Raw genomic sequence first — 19,111 nt, forward strand, 5'->3', positions numbered from 1 at the left:
GCGCATGGGAACTGCCACCAGCCTCGCCGACCCACTCGTCGTGGGTACCGCCCGACATGACGAAGGCGTGCGGCGACTGGTCGAGAGCTTCCGGGCCGTGCCCGCAGGTGAACCGGTTCGGCTGGCCAAGCGGACGTCCAACCTGTTCCGGCCGCGCGCCTCGTCGTCGTCGCCCGGTCTCGACACCTCCGGTCTCACGCGCGTCATCTCCGTCGACCCCGGGGCGCGCACCGCCGACGTCCAGGGCATGTGCACCTACGAGGACCTGGTCGACGCGACGCTGCCGCACGGGCTGATGCCGTACGTGGTGCCGCAGCTCAAGACCATCACCCTCGGTGGCGCGGTCACCGGGCTGGGCATCGAGTCCTCCTCGTTCCGCCTGGGCCTACCGCACGAGTCCGTGCTCGAGATGGACGTGCTCACCGGCACCGGCGAGATCGTCACCGCCCGCCCCGACGGCACCGAGCGCGAACGCGCGCTCTTCCGTGGCTTCCCCAACTCCTACGGCTCGCTCGGGTACGCGGTGCGGCTGCGGATCGCACTCGAGCCGGTGGGACGCTTCGTGGAACTGCGACACGTACGGTTCGACTCCCTCACCGCGCTCGAGGCGGCGTTGGCGCGGATCAGCGAGGACGAGCGATACGACGACGAGGAGGTCGACTTCCTCGACGGGGTCGTGTTCTCGGCCGACGAGTCGTACCTGTGCCTGGGTCGGCGGACCGACGAGCCGGGGCCCGTCTCGGACTACACCGGGGTGGCCGACAAGCAGGCGATCTTCTACCGCTCGATCCAGCACGGCGGTCCCGCCGGCTCGGTGGAGCGCGACCGCCTGACGATCCGCGACTACCTCTGGCGCTGGGACACGGACTGGTTCTGGTGCTCGCGGGCGTTCGGCGTGCAGAACCCGCGCATCCGCAGGTTCTGGCCGCAACAGCTGCTGAGGAGCGCGGCGTACTGGAAGATCATCGGGTTGGACCACAAATACGACCTGGGCAACAGGATCGGCGCGCTCAAGGGCGAGGGCCCGCGCGAGCGGGTGGTGCAGGACGTGGAGGTCACCATCGACCACACCGCCGACTTCCTCGGGTGGTTCCTGCGCGAGGTGCCCATCGAGCCGCTGTGGATCTGCCCGCTGCGCCTGCGCGAGTCCAGCCCCTCGCCCGGCGTGGGCGGCGGCCCCGGTTCCGACCGGCCCTGGCCGCTGTACCCGCTGGCCCCGGAGACGACCTACGTCAACATCGGCTTCTGGTCGTCCGCGCCGATCGGACCCGGCACGGCCGAGGGGGCGTGGAACCGGCGCATCGAGGAGGAGGTCTCCGCACTCGGCGGTCACAAGTCGCTGTACTCGGAGGTCTTCTACTCCCGCGAGGAGTTCGCCCAGCTCTACGGCGGTGACCACGCGGGCAGGCTCAAGACGGAATTCGATCCCGAGGGCCGGTTCGCGACCCTCTACGACAAGGCGGTGGGTGCACGGTGACCACGACGAGTGCGGGGACCGCTGGTGCCCCGGGGAAGATGACGATCGGCGAGATCATCGGCGCCTTCGCCGCCGGTGAACCGCCCCTGCGGATCGAGGCCTACGACGGGTCCTCGATCGGACCGGAGAACAGTGACCTGGTGCTGCGGCTGAAGAGCGAGAAGGCGCTGCAGTACTTCGTCACCGCCCCCGGTGACCTCGGGCTCGCGCGGGCCTACCTCATGGGTGAACTCGAGATGGACGGTGTCCACCCCGGGGCGCCCCACGACGTGTTCGGGGCGCTCGAGGTCTTCCGCAAACACATGACCCGCACCCCCGATGCCCGGACCCTCGCCCGGATCGCCCGGGCGGTGGGCACGGAGAACATCAGATTCCTCCCCACGCCGCCCATGGAGGTCAAGCCCGCGTGGAAGCGGGTGGTGTCGGGGATGCGCCGACACTCCAAGGAGCGGGACTCCGAGGTCGTCAGCTACCACTACGACGTGTCGAACCGCTTCTACGAGTGGATCCTCGGGGAATCCATGACGTACACGTGCGCCTGCTACACCGCCCCCGACACCTCCCTCGAGGAGGCGCAGGAGAACAAGTACCGGCTGGTGTTCGACAAGCTGGGTCTCCAGGCCGGCGACCGGCTGCTCGACGTGGGGTGCGGTTGGGGCGGCATGGTCCGCTACGCCGCCGCGCGGGGCGTGCGGGTGATCGGCGTGACCCTGGCCAAGGAGCAGGCCGAGTGGGGACAGGCCGCGATCGCGCGCGACGGACTGGGTGACCTCGCGGAGGTCCGGTTGCAGGACTATCGGGACGTACCCGAACGCGACTTCGACGCCGTCAGCTCGATCGGCATCACCGAGCACATCGGCCGCAAGAACTACCACGACTACTTCACCCGGCTGCACAATTATCTGCGGCCCGGCGGGCGCCTGCTCAATCACTGCATCACCCGGCCGGACAACTCGCGCACGGTCAAGGCGGGCCAGTTCATCGACCGGTACATCTTCCCCGACGGCGAGCTCGCGGGCGCCGGGACCGTGCACCTGGAGGCCGAGAACGCGGGCTTCGAGGTGGTGCACGAGGAGAACCTGCGCCAGCACTACGCGTTCACCCTGCGGGACTGGTGCGCCAACCTGGTCGAGCACTGGGACGACGCCGTGGAGGAGGTCGACGAGCCCATGGCCAAACTGTGGGGCCTTTACATGGGCGCGTGCCAGTACGGGTTCGAACACAACAAGATCCAGCTGCACCAGATCCTCGCGGTCCGGCTGGGCGACACCATGACCTGGGATGTGCCGCTGCGGCCGTGGTGGCAGGCCTGACGAAGGCCTCCGAGGGGCAGCCGCCCGCGCGGGCATCGCCTGCGAGCCGGAACGCCGGGTCAGTCGATGTCGACGGCCAGGAGGACCTGACCGGTCGGCGCCGGCGATCCCCCCGCGGGCTCCTCGGTGATGCCGATCTGCTCGGAGTTGCGGATGCCGTCGATCTGCGCCGAGGGCGACGGTCCGACCTGGCCGGACTCCATCGTCCCCGCCGAGATGGGCTCGTGGTCACCCATCAACCACAGCTGGTAGGCGCGGCCGGTGGCCGGCTCGGGGAGGTCGGTCATCGAGATGACCGCCATGTCCTCCGTCTTGGACGCCAGGACGGTGGCGGTACCGGTCGCGCCGACCTGGCCGCGGACCACCGCGAGGTCCTCCGCCGCCAGCAGCGAGGAGACCTTGCCGGGTATCGACGGCGGGGCCGCGACGGGCACCGAGCTGTCGCCCCCTGCGTTGTCGGTGATGCGACCGATGGTCACGCCACCGGCGACCAGCACCACGGCGGCCGCCGCGGCGGCGAGGAACGACAGCGGACCGGGCCGCCGGCGCTCGCGCTCCCGGCTCAGGTCGACCACGTCGGTGCCTCCGCCGGGCTGATCCCGGTCGGTGTCCCCGGCGTCGGCCGGCCGGGCCGGCCCGCGGGGGGTACCGGCAGCGGCCAACTCCAGGACGCGGTCCCGCAACTGCGGCGGGGGCGCGGTGTCGAGCCCGGCGTCGGCGACGATGCCGGCGACGACCTCACGCGTCGAGGCGATGTGCGCCAGCATGGACGACTTTTCCTCGGCCGATGCGCTGACCAGCGCCATCTCGACGGCTGCGGCCTCGTCATCGTCCAGGGCGTCCAGGGCGTAGAGGTCGAGGTCCTCGGGACGGACGCTGCCCAGGTCCGACGGATGATCGTGGTGTCGAATGCTCATGACAGCTCACCTCCCAGGCAGTTCTTCAGGCGACGGAGACCGTCGCGGATTCTCGATTTGATCGTGGGTAGCGCGGTGCCGAGATGGTCGGCGACCTCGCGGTAGGTCTGTCCGGAGAAGTAGGCCATCTCGATGGACTCGCGCTGGTTCTCCGTGAGGGTCCCCAGACATCTGCGGACCTCCGCGGCGTCCTCGTCACGGGAGAGCTGCTCGGTGACCTGCTCCGCGATGTCGCCGGACCGGGTGAAGTCCGCCGCCGCGTCCATCTCGTCGCGCCGCGCGGCGGACGTCTCCGATCGGACCCGGTCCACCGCCCGACGGTGCGTGATGGTCAGCACCCAGGACTGCACCGATCCCAGACTCGGCCGGTAGTCGGCAGCCTGCTTCCAGACCTGGAGGAAGACCTCCTGCACGGTCTCCTCGGCGTACCCCGGGTCCCGCAGGACCCTCAGGGCCAGGCCGTAGACGCGCGGGGACATGAGGTCGTAGAAGCGACCGAAGGCCTGGAGGTCACCGGAGGCGGCGAGCTCGAGCAGGCGCCCCGGGTCGGTCAGTGGCGGGGCGACTGGCTCGGACACGATCCCCAGTCTAGGGCCAATCGGGTCCGGGTCGCGGGGCGGCCGTGTTCCCGGTGCGCGGATGTCCATGAGGGTCATGCCGTCGCCACCCGGAACGTCCGGTTGTGCCAACCCGTGGCGCCGCTCGGGACGGGCTCCCGCCGCTCCTCGGGCTGTACCCGACCGGTCCCGTCCGTCGCGCGGACGTGCAGGGTGTGCAGACCGGGCTCGGCGTCCCAGGTCCACGACCACATCCGCCAGGTGTCGACCGAGTACTCCTCGGACAGTTGCGCCTCGCGCCACGGGCCGTCGTCGACCCGGACCTCGACCCGCTCGATACCGCGACGCTGGGCCCAGGCGGTGCCCGCCACCACGACCGGTCCGGGCGGCAACTCGGCGAGCGGCGCGGGCCGGTCGATGCGGCTGGCCGTCCGGATCGGACCCCGCTCCGCCCACCCGCGATCCGTCCAGTACGCACTGGCCCGGTCGAAGCGGGTGACCTCCCAGTCCACGACCCACTTGGTCGCCGAGACGTACCCGTAGAGCCCCGGCACCACCTGACGGACCGGGTAGCCGTGCTCGAACGGCAGCGGTTCGCCGTTCATCCCCACGGCCAGCAGGGCGTCGCGCCCGTCGGTCAGGGCCTCGAGTGGGGTACCGGCCGTCCAGCCGTCGACCGACGTCGACAGCAGCATGTCGGCGTCCGGCAGGGGCCCGGCCTCGGCGAGCAGGTCGGCGATGGAGAAGCCGGTCCAGCTCGCGGTGCCGACCAGGTCGCCACCGACCTCGTTGGACACGCAGGTCATGGTGATGATGCGCTCGCGGGTCTCCCTGTCGATCAGCGACTGCCAGTCGAGCTCGATCTCGCGCTCCACCATCCCGTGGATGCGCAGTCGCCAGTCGGCGGCCCTCAGCGAAGGGACCCGCAGAGCGGTGTCGATCCGATAGAACTCGTCGTTGTCGGTGAGGAACGGGGTCACGCCGGGCGCGTCCGGAACCACACCTGCCGGCACGGCAGGCGCCGCGTTCCGCGCGAGGACCCGGGGCAACCGCAATCCGGTGCGTTCGGCCACCGCCTCGGCGGCACGGCGGGTCAGTGCCATTCCCGTGGCACCGGCCGCGGCGATGACGGCCGCGGCCGACCCGGCCAGGATCAGGAAGCGTCGACGGTCGGGATCTCGTCGCGTCGCGGTCCCCGCCGCGGCGGTGCCGGGCGAGGAGGCACTTTCCCCGGTGCCGGCGGAGGCGGCCCCCTCCGGGCGTCCGGCATCCGAGGCGACGGAAGAGGCGGGGAACAGGGCGCCGATCATCGCCCGCAGGGCCACGATCGAGACGATCGCGCCGAGCACCGTCGGCAGTGCCCACAGCGGCCCCGCTGTCGGCCGGGTCACCGCCGCTGCGGTGCCGATGAGGCCGAAGAGGGCGAGCACGATCGTGCCGGCGGGACGTCCCCGGCGCTCGATGAGGCCCACCACCACGCCCGTCACGATGAGGATGACCGCCAGCCCTGCCATCAGTGCCGGCTTGTCGGCGGTGCCGAGTGCGTCGATCGTCACCTCGCGCACCGCGGAGGGGGCCCGGTCGACCACCGAGTCGGCCACGGCGAGGAACGGCGACGACCCGGGGGCCACGACTCCGGCGACGGCATGACCCACCGCGACGGCGAGGCCGGTGGCGAGGAGGCCCGCGCAGGCTCTGGCCGCGACGAGGGATCGGGTCTGTGGAGTGTTCACGTCCTTGATTCGGAGCCGCAGCCCGGTCGGACGGCCCGGTCGGCCTGCACGGCCGGGCGCGCTCAGGTCAACCCCCGGGAGTCAGCGTGGCCTCACCCCGGCTGGCGCCCCGGCGTCACCGGGACACCTCACCGACGCCCCGCGATCGGCATCCGCTCCCGCGCATGGCGCATTGCTCGCGCGGATGGACGCGCCGGCGACCGCCGCCCCCGGGGAGGGCGTCTGGCCTGCGCATCTGTTCACGCGAGACGCCATCGTGACGGGCGGCGGCAGGCGGCTGCGGCCGGCGGCTCGAAAAAAATTCCGGGCCGGACCCATCCGGATCACGGGGGGCGGCGAAGCACTGGTGACCCACCGCACAGAGCCCCACACCACAGGGGCTCCACCGAAAGGACAGCACAATGGGCATCACGATCTCCCGCCGAGTCGCCTCGATCGCCGCAGCCGCCGCGGTCTCCGGACTCGTCCTCGCCGGCTGCTCGACCGACGACGGAAGCGACACCGAGACCACCGCCGAGGGCACCGCCAGCTCCATGATGAGCACCACCGCCTCCTCCGAGACCTCGTCCATGGAGGCCGAGCCGGCCGGCATGCTCGTCGGCCCCGGGTGCGCGGACTACGCCGAGGCCAACCCGGAGGGACCGGGCTCGGTCGACGGCATGGCGATGGAGCCGGTCGCCACGGCCGCCTCCAACAACCCGCTGCTGACGACCCTCACCGCCGCCCTGTCCGGCGGCGTCAACCCGGACGTCAACCTCGTCGACACCCTCAACAACGGCGAGTACACAGTCTTCGCCCCCGTCGATGACGCGTTCGCGCAGATCGATGACGCGACGATGGAGGCGCTCCAGACCGACGCCGACCTGCTCACCGGCATCCTCACCTACCACGTCGTGGAGGGCCAGATCACGCCCGACGAGATCTCCGGGATGCAGACCACGCTCAACGGCGCTGACGTCGATGTGACCGGTTCCGACGACGAGCTCATGGTCAACGGTGCCAACGTGGTCTGCGGCGGCGTCGAGACCGCCAACGCCACCGTCTACCTCATCGACCAGGTCCTCATCCCCGAGGAGTGATCTGACCGAACACCGCGGACGGGTGCCCTGAACTCCCGCCCATCCGGTGAGGTCGACCAGACGAGACGAGGCCCGGGCCGACGCGAGAGCGCCGGCCCGGGCCTCGTCGTGTGCCGCCGCCGAGCGGTCGGCCGAACCGGGCGCGGTCCAGCACCGGACCCGGGTCAGAACCAGAGGTCAGAACCAGTCGTCGCGCATGTCCAGCGTCGTGCGGTCGCCCGCGGCGAGCAGGTCGAACTTGGCGTCGACGATCGGGAGCTCGCGGCGCAGGAAGTACTCCGCGGCCCTGAGCTTGCCCGCGGCGAAGGCGTCGTCCTCGTCGCCGGTGCGCGCGCCCAGTGCCATCACCTGTTCGACCCAGATCCAGGCGATCACCACATGCCCGGCGGCCTCGAGGTACTCGGTGGCGTCGGCCAGGAAGGCCTCCGGATCCGTGGCCCCCACCTCCGCCAGCGCGGTGGTGACCTCGATGAGGCGGGTGACGCGCGGGCGCAGCAGCGCGGCCATCTCGGCCGCGGACCCGCCCGCCTCGGCAGCCCGGTCACACGCCTGGGTGATCCGCCCGGTCAGCGCGGCCAACCCGGCCCCGCCACCGGCCATTACCTTGCGTCCCAGCAGGTCCTGGCCCTGGATACCGTGCGTGCCCTCGTGGATCGGGTTGAGACGGTTGTCGCGGTAGTGCTGCTCCACGTCGTAGTCGATGGTGTAGCCGGCCCCGCCCAGCACCTGCACCGCGAGCTCGTTGGCCTTGAGACACCACTGCGAGGGCCACGATTTGGCGATCGGGGTGAGGACGTCGAGCAGCATCTTCGCCACCGCCGACTCCTCCGGGGATCCGGTCTTCTCGTCGTCGATCAGTCGCGCGCAGTACAGCCCCAGGGCGAGGGCGCCCTCCACGTACGATTTCTGGGCCAGCAGCATGCGGCGCACGTCCGCGTGGCCGGTGAGCATGACCTGCGGCGATGACGGGTCCGCCCCGACCTGCCGGCCCTGGGGACGGTTCCGGGCGTAGTCCAGCGACTTGAGGTACCCGGTGTAGCCGATGGCGGTCGCGCCGAGGCCCACGCCGAGGCGGGCCTCGTTCATCATGGTGAACATCTTCTTGAGGCCGGTGTTCTCCTCTCCGACGAGGTACCCGATCGCGCCCGCCCGACCGCCGGGGGTGTGCATGCCCTGGCCCAGCGTGGGCATGGTGTTGACCGTGCCGCGGAAGCCCATCTTGTGGTTGAGGCCGGTGATGACGATGTCGTTGCGCTCGCCGATCGTGCCGTCGTCGGTGACCAGGAACTTCGGCACGACGAACAGGCTGATGCCGCGGGTGCCCGCCGGCGACCCGGGAACCTTCGCCAGCACCAGGTGCACGATGTTCTCGGCCATCTGGTGCTCGCCGCCGGAGATCCACATCTTCTGCCCGAACAGCCGGTAGGTGCCGTCGGGCTGCGGCTCGGCGCGGGTGGTGATGTCGGCGAGGTTGGACCCGGCCTGCGGCTCGGACAGGCACATCGTCCCCGTGAAGCGGCCCTCGATCATCGGCTTGACGTACCGCTCGATCTGCTCGTCGGAGCCGTGCTCGATGAGCAGGTTGGCGTTGCCGGTGGTGAGCAACGGGTAGGCCGCGGTGGAGATGTTCGCGGCGTAGAACCAGGCCATGCACGCCAGGTAGGCGGTGTAGGGCAGCTGCATGCCGCCGACCCGCTCGTCCATCGCCGCACCCACGAGGTCGGCCTCGGCGAACTTCGCGAGTGCCTCGCCGATCTCGGGGATGAGCTCCACGTCCTCGCCGACCAACCGGGGCTCGGTGAGGTCGGCTTTGCGGAAGTGGGGCGCGAAGTGCTTCTCGGCGAGTTCGGCCGACAGGTCCACCACGGAGTCGATCGTCTCGCGCGAGTGCTCCGCGTACCGTTCCCGCTCGCACAGCTCGGAGACACGGAGCCAGTCGTGCAGGAGGAAGTCGAGGTCGGCGCGGGAGAGCAGGTGCGAGGGGGTCATGCCCCGCAGGGTACTAGCGCGCGGTACCAGCGCGCGCCGCCCCCGGTGCTCACGTGCCCGTCGCGCCCGTTCCCCCGGCCTCGGCGCCCGACCCGCCCGTGGCCCGTGTCGCCGCCGCGAACTTCTGGCCCATGCCGAGCATGGTCCTGGCGTACGCGGCGGGGAGGAACCGCTTGGCACGGTAGGACTTGCGGGCGTCGGGGTCGGGGAGGATGAGGAACTGCTTGGCGTCCAGGCCCGTCATCACCTCCGCGGCGATCTCGTCGGCGCCCCGCTCGGAGCGGTCGATGAGCTTGCTCGCGAACCCGCTGGCGGCGGGGTCGGAGGCGTTGAGACTGGAGGCGAGGTTGGTGCGGAAGAAGGACGGGCACAGCACCGACACGTCCACGCCGAACGGCTCGAGCTCCCACCGCAGGCTCTCGGAGATCGCCACGACCGCCGCCTTGACCGCCGTGTAGGAGGACATGGTGGGCGGGTGGACGAGGCCGGCGAGAGAAGCGGTGTTGACGAGGTGACCGCTGCCCTGCGCCTTGAGCATCGGGACGAAGGTGCGGCATCCGCGCGCGACGCCGAGCAGGTTGATGTCGACGATCTGCCGCCAGTCGTCCTCGGTGAGCATCTCGATGCGGCCGCCCTGGGCGATGCCGGCGTTGTTGACGAGCACGTCCAGGCCGCCCCAGATCTGCTCGACCTCGACGCGTGCGGCCTGCCACTCGTCCTCCGAGCGCACGTCGAGCCGGAGGTAGTGGGCGTCGGCGGGCACGGAGTCGGGGCGGTCGTCGGTGGGGGCGAGGTCGGCGATGATCACCCGGTCGCCGCGCTCGAGGAACGCCGTCGCCAGGGCCAGACCGAGGCCGGAGGCGCCGCCGGTCACCAGGACGCGGCGGTGGGTGTCGGTGGGGGAGGGGGACGACGACGAGAACGGCAGCCGGTCGAGGCCGGGCAGCGGCAGATTCTGCAGGGACAGATCGGGCAGGGACAATTCGGGGAGCGAGACCTTGGGCAGGCGCATGTGCCGAAACTACCGAGCCGCCAGGGGAGCCGGTTGGCCGACACCCCCGAGGAAGTCGGCGGCCAGCTCCACCGCCGGGCCCGAAGAGTCCGCGCCCTCGAGGAGAACGGCCACCGCGATGTCCCCGGTGAAGCCCACGAACCAACCGTGCGCCGGCCCGCTGCCCACCTCGGCGGTGCCGGTCTTGCCGCCCAGGCCGGGCACGGACCTCGCGGCCGTCGCGGTGCCCGACTGCACGGTCTGCACCATGTAGCGGCGCAGGGTGTCGACCACGGCCGGGTCGAGCGGCTCCGGGGAGTCGTTGGCGACCGCGGGCATCCCGTCGATGAGCTGTGGCAGGATCATCCGGCCACCGTTCGCGAGCGACGCCGTCATCACGGCCATGCCGAACGGGCTGGCCAGCACCTCGCCCTGCCCGATCGCCGCCTCGACCCGGGCCGGGCCCTGCTCGGTGACGGGCACCTCCCCGGTGTAGGTGTTCAGCCCCGGGGTGAAGAACCCGACGCCGAGGCCCAGTGTCGCGGCGGTGTCCTTCATCGCCGCGGGTTCCAGGCGGTCGCTGATGACGGCCTGAGTGGTGTTGCACGACCGGGCGAACGCCGTCTCCAGGGGGACGGGGCCCAGCTCGAAGTCGTCGTCGTTGGGGATCGTCCGGCCCGAGACGGTGACCGACGCCGGGCACGGCACGATCTCGTCCGGGCCCACGACGCCGGCGGAGAGCGCGGCGGCGGTGGTGACCACCTTGAACGTCGACCCCGGCGGGAAGCGCCCCTGCAGGGAGACGGGCCCCTGTCGGTCTGCGGCGGAGTTCTGGGCCACGGCCAGCACCCCGCCGGTGGAGGGCTGGATCGCCACGATCGACGCGGCCAACCCGCTTCCGTCCACGGCCCGCTGGGCCTCACGCTGCATCGAGATCTGGACCATCGAGACCAGGTCGTCGACCTCTCCGGCCGGTGCGCCCCCGATCTCGATCGGTTCGGCGCCGGGGTTGACGATCTGCGCCGACCACCCGGCCTCGGACTGCAGCGCCTCCGTCCAGGCGTTCGGCAGGCCGTCGAGGGCGGGGGAATCCAGGTCGCGGTCGGTGCGGATGAGCTGGCCCTGCTCCGGCAGGCTCACGCCCGGGACCGCGGCGAGCTGATCGCGGATCGGTTGGATGTCCGCCGGGCGCAACGCCACGACCTGGTACGGCTGGTCGCCGGCCTCGGCCATCCCGTCGCGGATCGTCTGACCGGTGATCGACGGTGCGGCCCCGCTGACCAGCGACGCGACCGCGTCCGCGGAGCCGGCGGCGTCGGGTGCGAGCGTCACCGCGGTGACCGGCGTCCACTGCATGAGCGGCTCGCCGGTCCGGTCGAGGATATCGGTGTCCCAGTCGAGTTCCTCGGCGAACGTCAGCCGACCCCCCTCGGCCAGCCGGGTGTCGAGCACCGTCGGCGCCCACTGCACCTTCCACTGGTCGCCCACCTCGGTCGTCCGCACCTCGCCGCGGGTGGTCACGCTGCGCGTCCCGGCGCCGGCAGCCTCGTCCCCGCCGGCCGGGCCGGAGCCCGCCTCGTCGTCGTCACCAGAACCGTCGGCGCCGCCCTCGTTCTCGCCGCCTTCATCGTCGGCTCCGGCGGCGCCCATGTCCCACGTGATCTCCACCGTCACCGGGTCGCGGTCGGGGCGCCCGTCGTCGCCGGTGGTGGTCGCGGAGATCGCGGGCAACCCCATCCCCTCGACGCTCGCGATGATGGTCTCCTCCGCGGCGGCCGGGTCGGTGGTCAGCGCGGCCGCGCCCGTCACGTCGCCCCGATTGAGGGCGGCCAGGAACTGGTCCACCTCGTCGGCGCCCGTGTCGCCGGTCAGCGCGGCGCACCCCGACCCCACGAGCACGACGGCGAGGGCCGCCGCCACGAGGCCTCCGGCGCGACGATGCGGGTGCCGGGTCGCGCCGGGATCGCGGTGGGGCCGCAGCGGGCGGAGACTCGGCTGAGAGGCGGGCGTGGGCATCATCTCTCCACGAAACCAGATCCCGGGCCCGGGCGCACCGGGAGCGCGGACCGTAGGCTCGGGCCCGTGAACCCCGACCGTCCCGACCCCGCCCCGGCACCCGTCGACCGCACCGGTGTCTCCCCGGTCACCACCGGTCTCGCGCGCGTGCTCGACGACCTCGTCCGCATCCCCGGCACCCGCTATCGCGTCGGTCTGGATCCGGTGATCGGGCTGGTCCCGGTGGTCGGCGACGCGGTCGGCACCGTGTTCGCGGCCGCCGTGTTCGCCGAGGCGGTGCGCAACCGGGTGCCCGTGCGGATCCTGTTCCGGATGGGCTGGAACTACCTGGTGGACGCCGTGCTCGGGCTGATCCCGTTCGTCGGTGACGTCGCCGATGCCGCCCACAAGGCCACGTCCAAGAACCTGCGGCTGGTCGACCGCACCATCGCCGACGGCAGACGCGTCGACACCGACGCGCGCGGCTACCTGCTGAGGGCGATCGGCGCGGTCGGGCTCATGCTGCTGGTCCTGCTCGGGATCGCCGGGCTGGCGCTGTTCGGCGTGGTCTGGCTCATCAGCCGGATCTGACCCGCGCCGGTCCACCTGCGCCGATCTACCCCCCGCCTATCTACCCCGAGGTGACGGGCAGGAGGCGACGGACCACGTCGTCGAGGGTGAGGACGCCGCGGACCTCGGAGACGTGGGTGCCCGGGTGCCCGCCGGATTGTTCGACGACGACGAGGTGCGCCCGTGCGTCGCGCATCCGGCGGAACGCCTCGGCGACGGTCAGGTCGTGCTCGAGGGACAGGCTCGACCGCATGAGTTCGCGGGCGGTGGCCGGCCCCTCGACGTCGATGGCGTCCCGCGCGTGCACCACGCCGACGGCGGTGTCGTCCTCGAGGACCAGTAGCCGCAGGTGGCCGGTGCGGCGGGCGGTGTCGCGGATCTCGCCCGGGGTGGCGTCCGCGCCGACGGAGGACATCTCCTCCGGCGAGGCGGGCGTGTCGACCCCGCGCTCCCCGAGCAGGTCGCCCACGGTGAGCTCCTGCAGCTCGAGGGCGCTGAGCAGCTGGCGCTGATGGGTGTCGTCCAGGGTCCCCGCCTCACCGGAGTGCCGCACGAGCTCGCGCAGTGAATCGGCGTCCTGACCGGCGGACACCTCGTCCCTCGACTCGACACCCAGCCGGTGCAGGATGTTGTTCGCTATGGCGTTGAGGGCGACCAGGAGCGGACGGGTGAGCCAGAGGAACGCCCGCATCGGGATCGCCAGCAGGGTGGCCGAGTACTCGGGATGCGTGATCGACCACGACTTGGGGGCCATCTCGCCCACCACGAGGTGCAGGAACGTCACGATGATCAGCGCGAGGATGAACGCGATGACGTCGGCGGTCCACAACGGCAGGCCCCAGCCGGAGAAGACCGGGGTGAGCCAGTGGTGCACGGCGGGCTTGGTGATCGACCCCAGCGCCAGTGCACACAGCGTGATCCCCAGCTGCGCTCCCGCCAGCAGGAGGGTGAGTTCGGAGGCGTTGCGCAGGGCCGCCCGGGCGGCCCTGCTGGTGGCGGCGGCGTCCTCGAGGCGGTGGCGCCGCGCGGAGATGAGGGAGAACTCGACGGCCACGAAGAACGCGGACGCCGCGATGAGCAGGACGGTCGCGGCCAGGACCACCCAGGGATTGCTCATGAGTCCGGACTGGGCCTCGGCGGCCATGAGGGTCGTGGTGGGGGTCATCGTGTGGCCTCCTCGACCACGATATGCAGCTCGGCGGGGACGCGACGCTCGAGACGACGGACCTCGGCCCGCAGGACGCGATCGGCGGAGACCTCCTCGAGGATGTCGGTGTCGGGCAGCGGGATGTCCACCCTGTCGCCGACGTCCGGCAGGTCGCCGATCGTCTCGACGACGAGGCCGCCCAGCGTCTCGGCGTCGACCTCCGGCAGGGTGATGTCGAGCAGGCGCTCGACCTCGTCCAGGTGGGTGTCGCCCCCCAGGACCCAGCCCAACCCCTCACTGACCGGGGCGTCCCCGGCGGCCTGAGGGTCGTGCTCGTCGGCGATCTCCCCGACGATCTCCTCCGCCATGTCCTCCATCGTCACGACTCCGGCGAACCCGCCGTACTCGTCGACGACCACGGCCATCTCGGCCTTCTGTTCGCTCAGGCGCGCCGCCACCTCGGGCAACGGCAGGGAGGTGGGCACGACGATCGGGGCCCGCATGACCTCCGACACCAGGGTCAGGGAGGTGTCCCGCTCGTCGTCGCAGATCACCAGCAGGTCGTGCAGGTCGACGATGCCGATGACGTCGTCGGAGTCCTCACCGACCACGGGGTAGCGGGTGTGGCCGGTGGCCATCTTCGACAGCACGTCCGGGACCGCGTCCTCCCCGCGGACCACGTCGGTACGGGAGCGCGGGATCATCGCGTGCTCCGCCGGCTGTCCGGGGAAGTCGAGCATCCGGTCCAACAGGCGGCTGAGCTCGGGGGAGAGTTCGCCGGTCTCGCTGGACTCGTGGACGATGTGCTCGAGGTCGCGGGCGGTGGCGGAGTGCTCCTTGTCGTGCACCGGCTCGATGCCGACGGCCTTGAGCAGGGCCTCGGACGCCTTGTCGAACAGCCCGATGAGCCAGCCGAACAGCGCCAGGTAGATGGTGGTCGACCGCGCCAACCAGCGGGCGACGGGTTCGGGTTTGGCGATCGCCAGGTTCTTGGGCACGAGCTCGCCGAAGAGCATCTGCACGACGGTCGAGAACAGCAGGGCCAGGACCGTGCCCACACCGACGCCGATGGCCTGTGGAACGGAGGCCAGACCGAGTAGTTCGCCCAGGGCCCGCCCGATGAGTGGCTCGGCCACGTAGCCGACGACGAGGGTCGTGACGGTGATGCCCAGCTGCGCACCCGACAGCATGAACGAGGTCCGCCTGGTGACCCCGAGTACGCGGTCGGCGACGGGGTCGCCCTTTTCGGCGGCAGCCCCCATCCGCGAGCGATCAACGGCCATGAAGGCGAATTCCTGCGCCACGAAGTAGCCCGTGAGCGCGGTGATGGCCAGGACGACGACGACGCCGACCAGGAGTGAGAGCGCGATGCTCATCCGGTGTCCCCCCTTCGGTGAAGGGGGCTGATAGATCGGGCCGGGGTGTCGGCTCGGCTCACTGGAGGTGCTCCTGCGCTTCTCGATTACGCCCGGGGCAGATCGCCCGGGCTGATCGGTCCGATTCTCCCGTCTGGGGCACCGATTGTCGACTCCCACCCCTACGGGGCAGCTCGCGCGGCACCGGTTTTGTCCGGCTCGGGGAGCAGGAGTATCACTGACGTACATGACAACTCGGAACGCCGAGGTGGCTCTCGCCGATTCGGACCGCAGGTTCTTCGGCCACCCACTCGGATTGGCGAACCTGTCGGGGATCGAACTGTGGGAGCGGTTCAGTTTCTACGGCATGCAGGGTCTGCTGGCGTACTACATCTACTACGCGGTCGGCGACGGCGGACTCGGCTACTCCCAGGAGATCGCCGCCTCGATCGTCGGCGCGTACGGCGGTCTGGTGTACGCCTCCGCGATCCTGGGCGGCTGGGTCTCGGACCGCCTCCTCGGCGCCGAGAGGACGCTGTTCGGCGCAGCCGTGATGATCATGCTCGGCCACCTGTCCCTGGCGCTCGTACCCGGGGCGATCGGCCTGGGCATCGGCCTCGTGCTGGTCGGTGTCGGTGCGGGAACCCTCAAGGCCACCACCTCCACGGTGGTCGGCGACATGTACCGCCGGACCGACGACCGGCGGGACGCCGCGTTCTCAATCTACTACATGGCGGTCAACATCGGCGGTCTGACGGGCCCGCTGCTCACCGGGGTGCTGTGGGACAACTTCGGCTTCCACTGGGGCTTCGGGGCGGCGGCCGCGGGTATGGCAATCGGGCTCATCCAGTACGTCGCGATGCGCGGCGCCACCCTCAAGGGCGTCGGCGCTGTCGTCCCCGACCCGCTCCCGCGGCCGCAGCGGGTCCGCTACCTGGGGATCGGCGCGGTCGTGGCGGCGCTCGTCGTCGCAGCCATCGCCACCGGCCTCGTGCCGCTGGAGTCACTGGCGGACATCGTCACCGCGATCGCCGTGGTCGGCGCGATCGCGCTGTTCGCCCTCCTCATCACCAGTGCGAAGACGGAGCCGATCGAGCGCAGCCGGGTGGTCTCGTTCATCCCGATGTTCGTGGCCTCGGTGGCGTTCTGGGCCCTGTTCCAGCAGCAGTTCACGGTGATCGCGATCTATTCCGACCAGCGACTGGACCGCAACCTGGGCGGCTGGGAGATGCCGGCGAGCTGGGTGCAGTCCATCAACCCGCTGTTCATCATCATCTTCGCCGCCGTGTTCGCGACGCTCTGGGTCAAGCTCGGGAACCGTCAGCCCTCGAGCCCGATGAAGTTCGCCCTGGCGAACCTCATCATGGGCATCGCCTACCTGGTGTTCCTGTTCTTCGTGGGCAGTGTGGCGACGCCGCTACTGGGCATCGTCGGGATCCTGTTCCTGTTCACGATGGCCGAGCTGCTGCTCTCGCCGGTTGGCCAGTCCCTGTCCACCAAGCTCGCCCCGGAGGCGTTCAAGACGCAGATGGTCGCGCTGTTCTTCCTCAGCGTCTCGATCGGCAGCGCGTTGTCCGGTGTGCTCGCGGGGTACTACGACCCGACGGACGCCGGCGCCGAGCGCAACTACTTCCTCGTGCTGGGCGTCGCCTCGATCGTCCTGGCCGGGATCATGGCCGCGTTGTCGCCGTGGATCAGGAAGAACATGATGGGCGTGCGCTGACTCCGCCCCCAGACAACACGAGATAAGAAGATCCGCTATCCGGATTCCGGATCGGCTACTCCATTCGGGAGCGCAGATCAGGAATCCGGATAGCGGATTTCGTAGGTCGCGTGGGCTACGTGGGCCGCGTGCGGGGACGTGGGGGGACGTCAGTCGGCGGAGCCGGACTGCCAGACCTCCCACGGCACCGACCAGTCACCGTTCTGCCAGACCCCGAGTTCGGGTCCGCCCGTGCCTTTGACCTCCACGACATCGCCCGTCACGGCCTGGTCGAAGTACCACTTCGCGTCGGTGGGCGACAGGTTGAGGCAGCCGTGCGAGGTGTTGGTGTTCCCCTGTGCCCACATCGACGACTCGAGCGCGTGGAGGTAGATCCCGTCGTTCGTGAGGCGCACACCGTGGTCGACGGTCACCTTGTACCCGGCGGACAACGGCAGGCCGTAGGTCGAGGAGTCCATCACCACGGAACTGGCCTTGTCGAGCACCGTGTAGTTGCCCGGCTGGGTCCAGAAGTGCATCGTCACGTCGCCGTAGGTGGCCCATCCGCCCTTGCCCATGGAGGTCGGCATGACCCTCACGGGTTTCTGGTCGTGGTAGACGGTGACGGTCTTGGTCGCGTCGTCGGCGATCGCCACGCGACGCTCGCCGATGGTGAAGTCGGCTTCCGCGCTCGCCCCGCCCCACTGCCCGCCGCCGAGGCTGCGTCCCTCGACGTCCAGCGCGACCTGCACGCGCGTGCCGGGCTCGTAATAGTCGCGGGGCCGCCAGTGCGCGGTCGAGTCGTTGAGCCAGAACCAGTTGCCCTCGACCTCGGGGGTCGTCGTGACCGTCATGTGCTTCTCGGCCTCGTCGCGATCGGCGATCGGCTGGTCGAACCTGGCCGCGACGATGATCCCGACGCCGTACTCACGGTCGGACTCGAGGGCGGCCCCGCCCGTGGTGACGAGGCTGGGCGTGACGACGGCCAGCGGATCGGCCATGGTGAACGTGCGGGTGTCGCTCCGGCTCCCGCCGGCCGCGCCCTCGTACGTGATCTCAAGGGTGTAGGTGCGCCCGTATCCGAGGGTGACGGCCGGCTTCCACTGGGAACCGTCGCGTGAGAGTTCGCCCTCGATCTCCTTGCCGGCATCGTTGGTGAGCACGGCGTCCGTGATGGTCCCGTTCTCCACGGTGGCCCGGACACCGTCCACCACGGCGACCTCCGTGGCACCGTCGGCCGGGGTCACCTCCAGCGTCGCCGGGGCGGGCGCCTCGGAGGTCGGAGTCGTGGGCGTCGTCTCCCCGGCGGAACCGACGGGCATCGGGATCGTGCACCCGGCGGTGACCAGGAGCAGGGCGAGGAGAGCGGCGAGCAGGCCGAGGGGACCCGGCACCGCCCGAGCAGAGTGGGTTCGAGACCTGGACAGGGACATGCGGTACTCCGAAAGAACGAACGCGGGGCCGCCGGTGAGTCCCGGCTTATGTCCACATGATGCACTCCGGGTCCGACACCGGGCCAATCGCCGGACCGACGGACGCCCGGTCGTTGTGGATTCGTGATCGAACCGGGGAGTCCCCGCTGGCGAACGCGGAGGCGTACAACGGAAGGATGAGCATCGACAAACCAGTGACCATCATCGGCGGCCACGGCAAGGTCGGCCTCCGCGCCGCCAGGATCCTGTCCGAGGCGGGTGCCGAGGTGTATTCGGTGATCCGCAATCCCGATCACGCCGACGACGTCCGCGCCGCGGGTGCGAACCCTGTCGTCGCGGACGTGGAGACGCTCGACGTCGATGGGCTCCGCGAGATCGTGCGCGGCAGCGGGGCGGTCGTCTGGACCGCCGGCGCCGGCGGCGGGAACCCCGACCGCACCTTCGCGGTGGACCGTGACGCCGCCATCCGCTCGATGGACGCGAGCGCCGCCGAGGAGGTGGGACGCTACGTCATGGTCTCCTACGACGGCGCGGGCCCCGACCACGGCGTCCCGGAGGACGACTCGTTCTTCCCGTACGCGGAGGCCAAGGGTGCCGCGGACGCGCACCTGCGCGATTCGGACCTGGGGTGGACGATCCTCGGGCCGGGGGCACTGACCGACGATCCCGGCGGCGAGACCATCGGGGTGGGCGACGACAAGCGTGAGGACCGGTCGACCAGCAGGGACGCGGTGGCCGCTGTCATCGCCGCCGTCCTGCGCCGCCCGGACACCGCCGGTCGCACCATCGAATTCTCGGACGGCGACATCCCGATCGGTGAGGCGCTGACGAGGGAGTGACCCGCGGCGTTATC

At 70.8% G+C, this 19,111-nt stretch carries 15 protein-coding genes; 6 read left to right on the plus strand and 9 right to left on the minus strand.

What is annotated here, in order from left to right; translation table 11 throughout:
- Positions 1–4: 4 nt before the first annotated feature.
- Both CK206_RS12655 and CK206_RS12660 read left to right on the plus strand, forming a co-directional pair.
- On the plus strand, positions 5–1,477 hold the full coding sequence (locus tag CK206_RS12655) for an FAD-binding oxidoreductase (protein ID WP_069389926.1): 1,473 nt from the start codon (positions 5–7) through the stop codon (positions 1,475–1,477).
- On the plus strand, positions 1,474–2,790 hold the full coding sequence (locus tag CK206_RS12660) for a class I SAM-dependent methyltransferase (RefSeq protein ID WP_172812182.1): 1,317 nt from the start codon (positions 1,474–1,476) through the stop codon (positions 2,788–2,790). Before CK206_RS12655 ends, CK206_RS12660 begins: the two co-directional genes overlap by 4 nt.
- A 59-nt stretch (positions 2,791–2,849) precedes the next feature.
- On the opposite strand, the gene CK206_RS12665 is transcribed toward CK206_RS12660, so the two are convergent.
- The 3 genes from CK206_RS12665 to CK206_RS12675 form a co-directional block, all read right to left on the minus strand.
- Complete coding sequence (locus CK206_RS12665) at positions 2,850–3,707, minus strand: anti-sigma factor (protein ID WP_096906609.1); 858 nt, start codon at positions 3,705–3,707, stop codon at positions 2,850–2,852.
- Positions 3,704–4,285: an ECF RNA polymerase sigma factor SigK gene (gene sigK / locus CK206_RS12670; protein WP_069389927.1), complete on the minus strand. Its 582-nt coding sequence runs from the start codon at positions 4,283–4,285 to the stop codon at positions 3,704–3,706. The genes CK206_RS12665 and sigK overlap by 4 nt, the downstream gene beginning before the upstream one ends.
- Positions 4,286–4,359: 74 nt before the next feature.
- Positions 4,360–5,997: a molybdopterin-dependent oxidoreductase gene (locus CK206_RS12675; protein ID WP_096906610.1), complete on the minus strand. Its 1,638-nt coding sequence runs from the start codon at positions 5,995–5,997 to the stop codon at positions 4,360–4,362.
- A gap of 401 nt (positions 5,998–6,398) precedes the next feature.
- On the opposite strand from CK206_RS12675, the gene CK206_RS12680 reads away from it, so the two are divergent.
- Positions 6,399–7,076: a fasciclin domain-containing protein gene (locus tag CK206_RS12680; RefSeq protein WP_082924057.1), complete on the plus strand. Its 678-nt coding sequence runs from the start codon at positions 6,399–6,401 to the stop codon at positions 7,074–7,076.
- Positions 7,077–7,253: 177 nt separating this feature from the next.
- On the opposite strand, the gene CK206_RS12685 is transcribed toward CK206_RS12680, so the two are convergent.
- The 3 genes from CK206_RS12685 to CK206_RS12695 are packed head-to-tail and all read right to left on the minus strand — an operon-like array spanning position 7,254 to position 12,075.
- Positions 7,254–9,065: an acyl-CoA dehydrogenase gene (locus tag CK206_RS12685; protein ID WP_096906611.1), complete on the minus strand. Its 1,812-nt coding sequence runs from the start codon at positions 9,063–9,065 to the stop codon at positions 7,254–7,256.
- A gap of 49 nt (positions 9,066–9,114) precedes the next feature.
- Positions 9,115–10,077, minus strand: a complete 963-nt coding sequence (locus tag CK206_RS12690) for an SDR family NAD(P)-dependent oxidoreductase (RefSeq protein ID WP_069389929.1) — start codon at positions 10,075–10,077, stop codon at positions 9,115–9,117.
- Positions 10,078–10,086: 9 nt separating this feature from the next.
- Positions 10,087–12,075, minus strand: coding sequence for a penicillin-binding transpeptidase domain-containing protein (locus tag CK206_RS12695; protein WP_254050574.1), 1,989 nt, complete (start codon positions 12,073–12,075; stop codon positions 10,087–10,089).
- 63 nt (positions 12,076–12,138) lie between these two features.
- On the opposite strand from CK206_RS12695, the gene CK206_RS12700 reads away from it, so the two are divergent.
- Positions 12,139–12,642 (plus strand): DUF4112 domain-containing protein, encoded by a 504-nt coding sequence (locus tag CK206_RS12700; protein WP_069390357.1) that lies wholly within the window; start codon positions 12,139–12,141, stop codon positions 12,640–12,642.
- A gap of 40 nt (positions 12,643–12,682) precedes the next feature.
- On the opposite strand, the gene CK206_RS12705 is transcribed toward CK206_RS12700, so the two are convergent.
- Entirely contained in the window at positions 12,683–13,738 is a 1,056-nt protein-coding gene (locus CK206_RS12705; protein WP_096907434.1) for a hemolysin family protein, read from the minus strand.
- A gap of 44 nt (positions 13,739–13,782) precedes the next feature.
- Positions 13,783–15,144 (minus strand): hemolysin family protein, encoded by a 1,362-nt coding sequence (locus CK206_RS12710; RefSeq protein WP_069390358.1) that lies wholly within the window; start codon positions 15,142–15,144, stop codon positions 13,783–13,785.
- A 226-nt stretch (positions 15,145–15,370) separates the two neighbouring features.
- Here CK206_RS12710 and CK206_RS12715 point away from each other — a divergent pair, with 226 nt between their 5' ends.
- Positions 15,371–16,846 carry a peptide MFS transporter gene (locus CK206_RS12715; protein WP_069390359.1) on the plus strand — a complete coding sequence of 492 codons (1,476 nt, stop codon included), beginning with the start codon at positions 15,371–15,373 and terminating at the stop codon, positions 16,844–16,846.
- Positions 16,847–16,995: 149 nt separating this feature from the next.
- Here the strand turns inward: CK206_RS12715 and CK206_RS12720 are convergent, their stop codons facing one another.
- Positions 16,996–18,258, minus strand: a complete 1,263-nt coding sequence (locus CK206_RS12720) for an Ig-like domain-containing protein (RefSeq protein ID WP_067719031.1) — start codon at positions 18,256–18,258, stop codon at positions 16,996–16,998.
- Between the two features lie 176 nt (positions 18,259–18,434).
- Here CK206_RS12720 and CK206_RS12725 point away from each other — a divergent pair, with 176 nt between their 5' ends.
- On the plus strand, positions 18,435–19,097 hold the full coding sequence (locus CK206_RS12725) for an SDR family oxidoreductase (RefSeq protein WP_069390362.1): 663 nt from the start codon (positions 18,435–18,437) through the stop codon (positions 19,095–19,097).
- Positions 19,098–19,111 lie beyond the last annotated feature (14 nt).

This window comes from Dietzia sp. WMMA184 (assembly GCF_002441635.1).
In the GTDB taxonomy this organism is placed as follows: domain Bacteria; phylum Actinomycetota; class Actinomycetes; order Mycobacteriales; family Mycobacteriaceae; genus Dietzia; species Dietzia kunjamensis.

Bases quoted from the DNA above. Each gene is read 5' to 3' on its own strand.
- CK206_RS12655 (WP_069389926.1), top strand. From the start codon at position 5: ATGGGAACTGCCACCAGCCTCGCCGACCCACTCGTCGTGGGTACCGCC.
- CK206_RS12665 (WP_096906609.1), bottom strand. From the start codon at position 3,707: ATGAGCATTCGACACCACGATCATCCGTCGGACCTGGGCAGCGTCCGT.
- CK206_RS12680 (WP_082924057.1), top strand. From the start codon at position 6,399: ATGGGCATCACGATCTCCCGCCGAGTCGCCTCGATCGCCGCAGCCGCC.
- CK206_RS12685 (WP_096906611.1), bottom strand. From the start codon at position 9,065: ATGACCCCCTCGCACCTGCTCTCCCGCGCCGACCTCGACTTCCTCCTG.
- CK206_RS12690 (WP_069389929.1), bottom strand. From the start codon at position 10,077: ATGCGCCTGCCCAAGGTCTCGCTCCCCGAATTGTCCCTGCCCGATCTG.
- CK206_RS12695 (WP_254050574.1), bottom strand. From the start codon at position 12,075: ATGATGCCCACGCCCGCCTCTCAGCCGAGTCTCCGCCCGCTGCGGCCC.
- CK206_RS12705 (WP_096907434.1), bottom strand. From the start codon at position 13,738: ATGAGCAATCCCTGGGTGGTCCTGGCCGCGACCGTCCTGCTCATCGCG.
- CK206_RS12710 (WP_069390358.1), bottom strand. From the start codon at position 15,144: ATGAGCATCGCGCTCTCACTCCTGGTCGGCGTCGTCGTCGTCCTGGCC.
- CK206_RS12715 (WP_069390359.1), top strand. From the start codon at position 15,371: ATGACAACTCGGAACGCCGAGGTGGCTCTCGCCGATTCGGACCGCAGG.
- CK206_RS12720 (WP_067719031.1), bottom strand. From the start codon at position 18,258: ATGTCCCTGTCCAGGTCTCGAACCCACTCTGCTCGGGCGGTGCCGGGT.
- CK206_RS12725 (WP_069390362.1), top strand. From the start codon at position 18,435: ATGAGCATCGACAAACCAGTGACCATCATCGGCGGCCACGGCAAGGTC.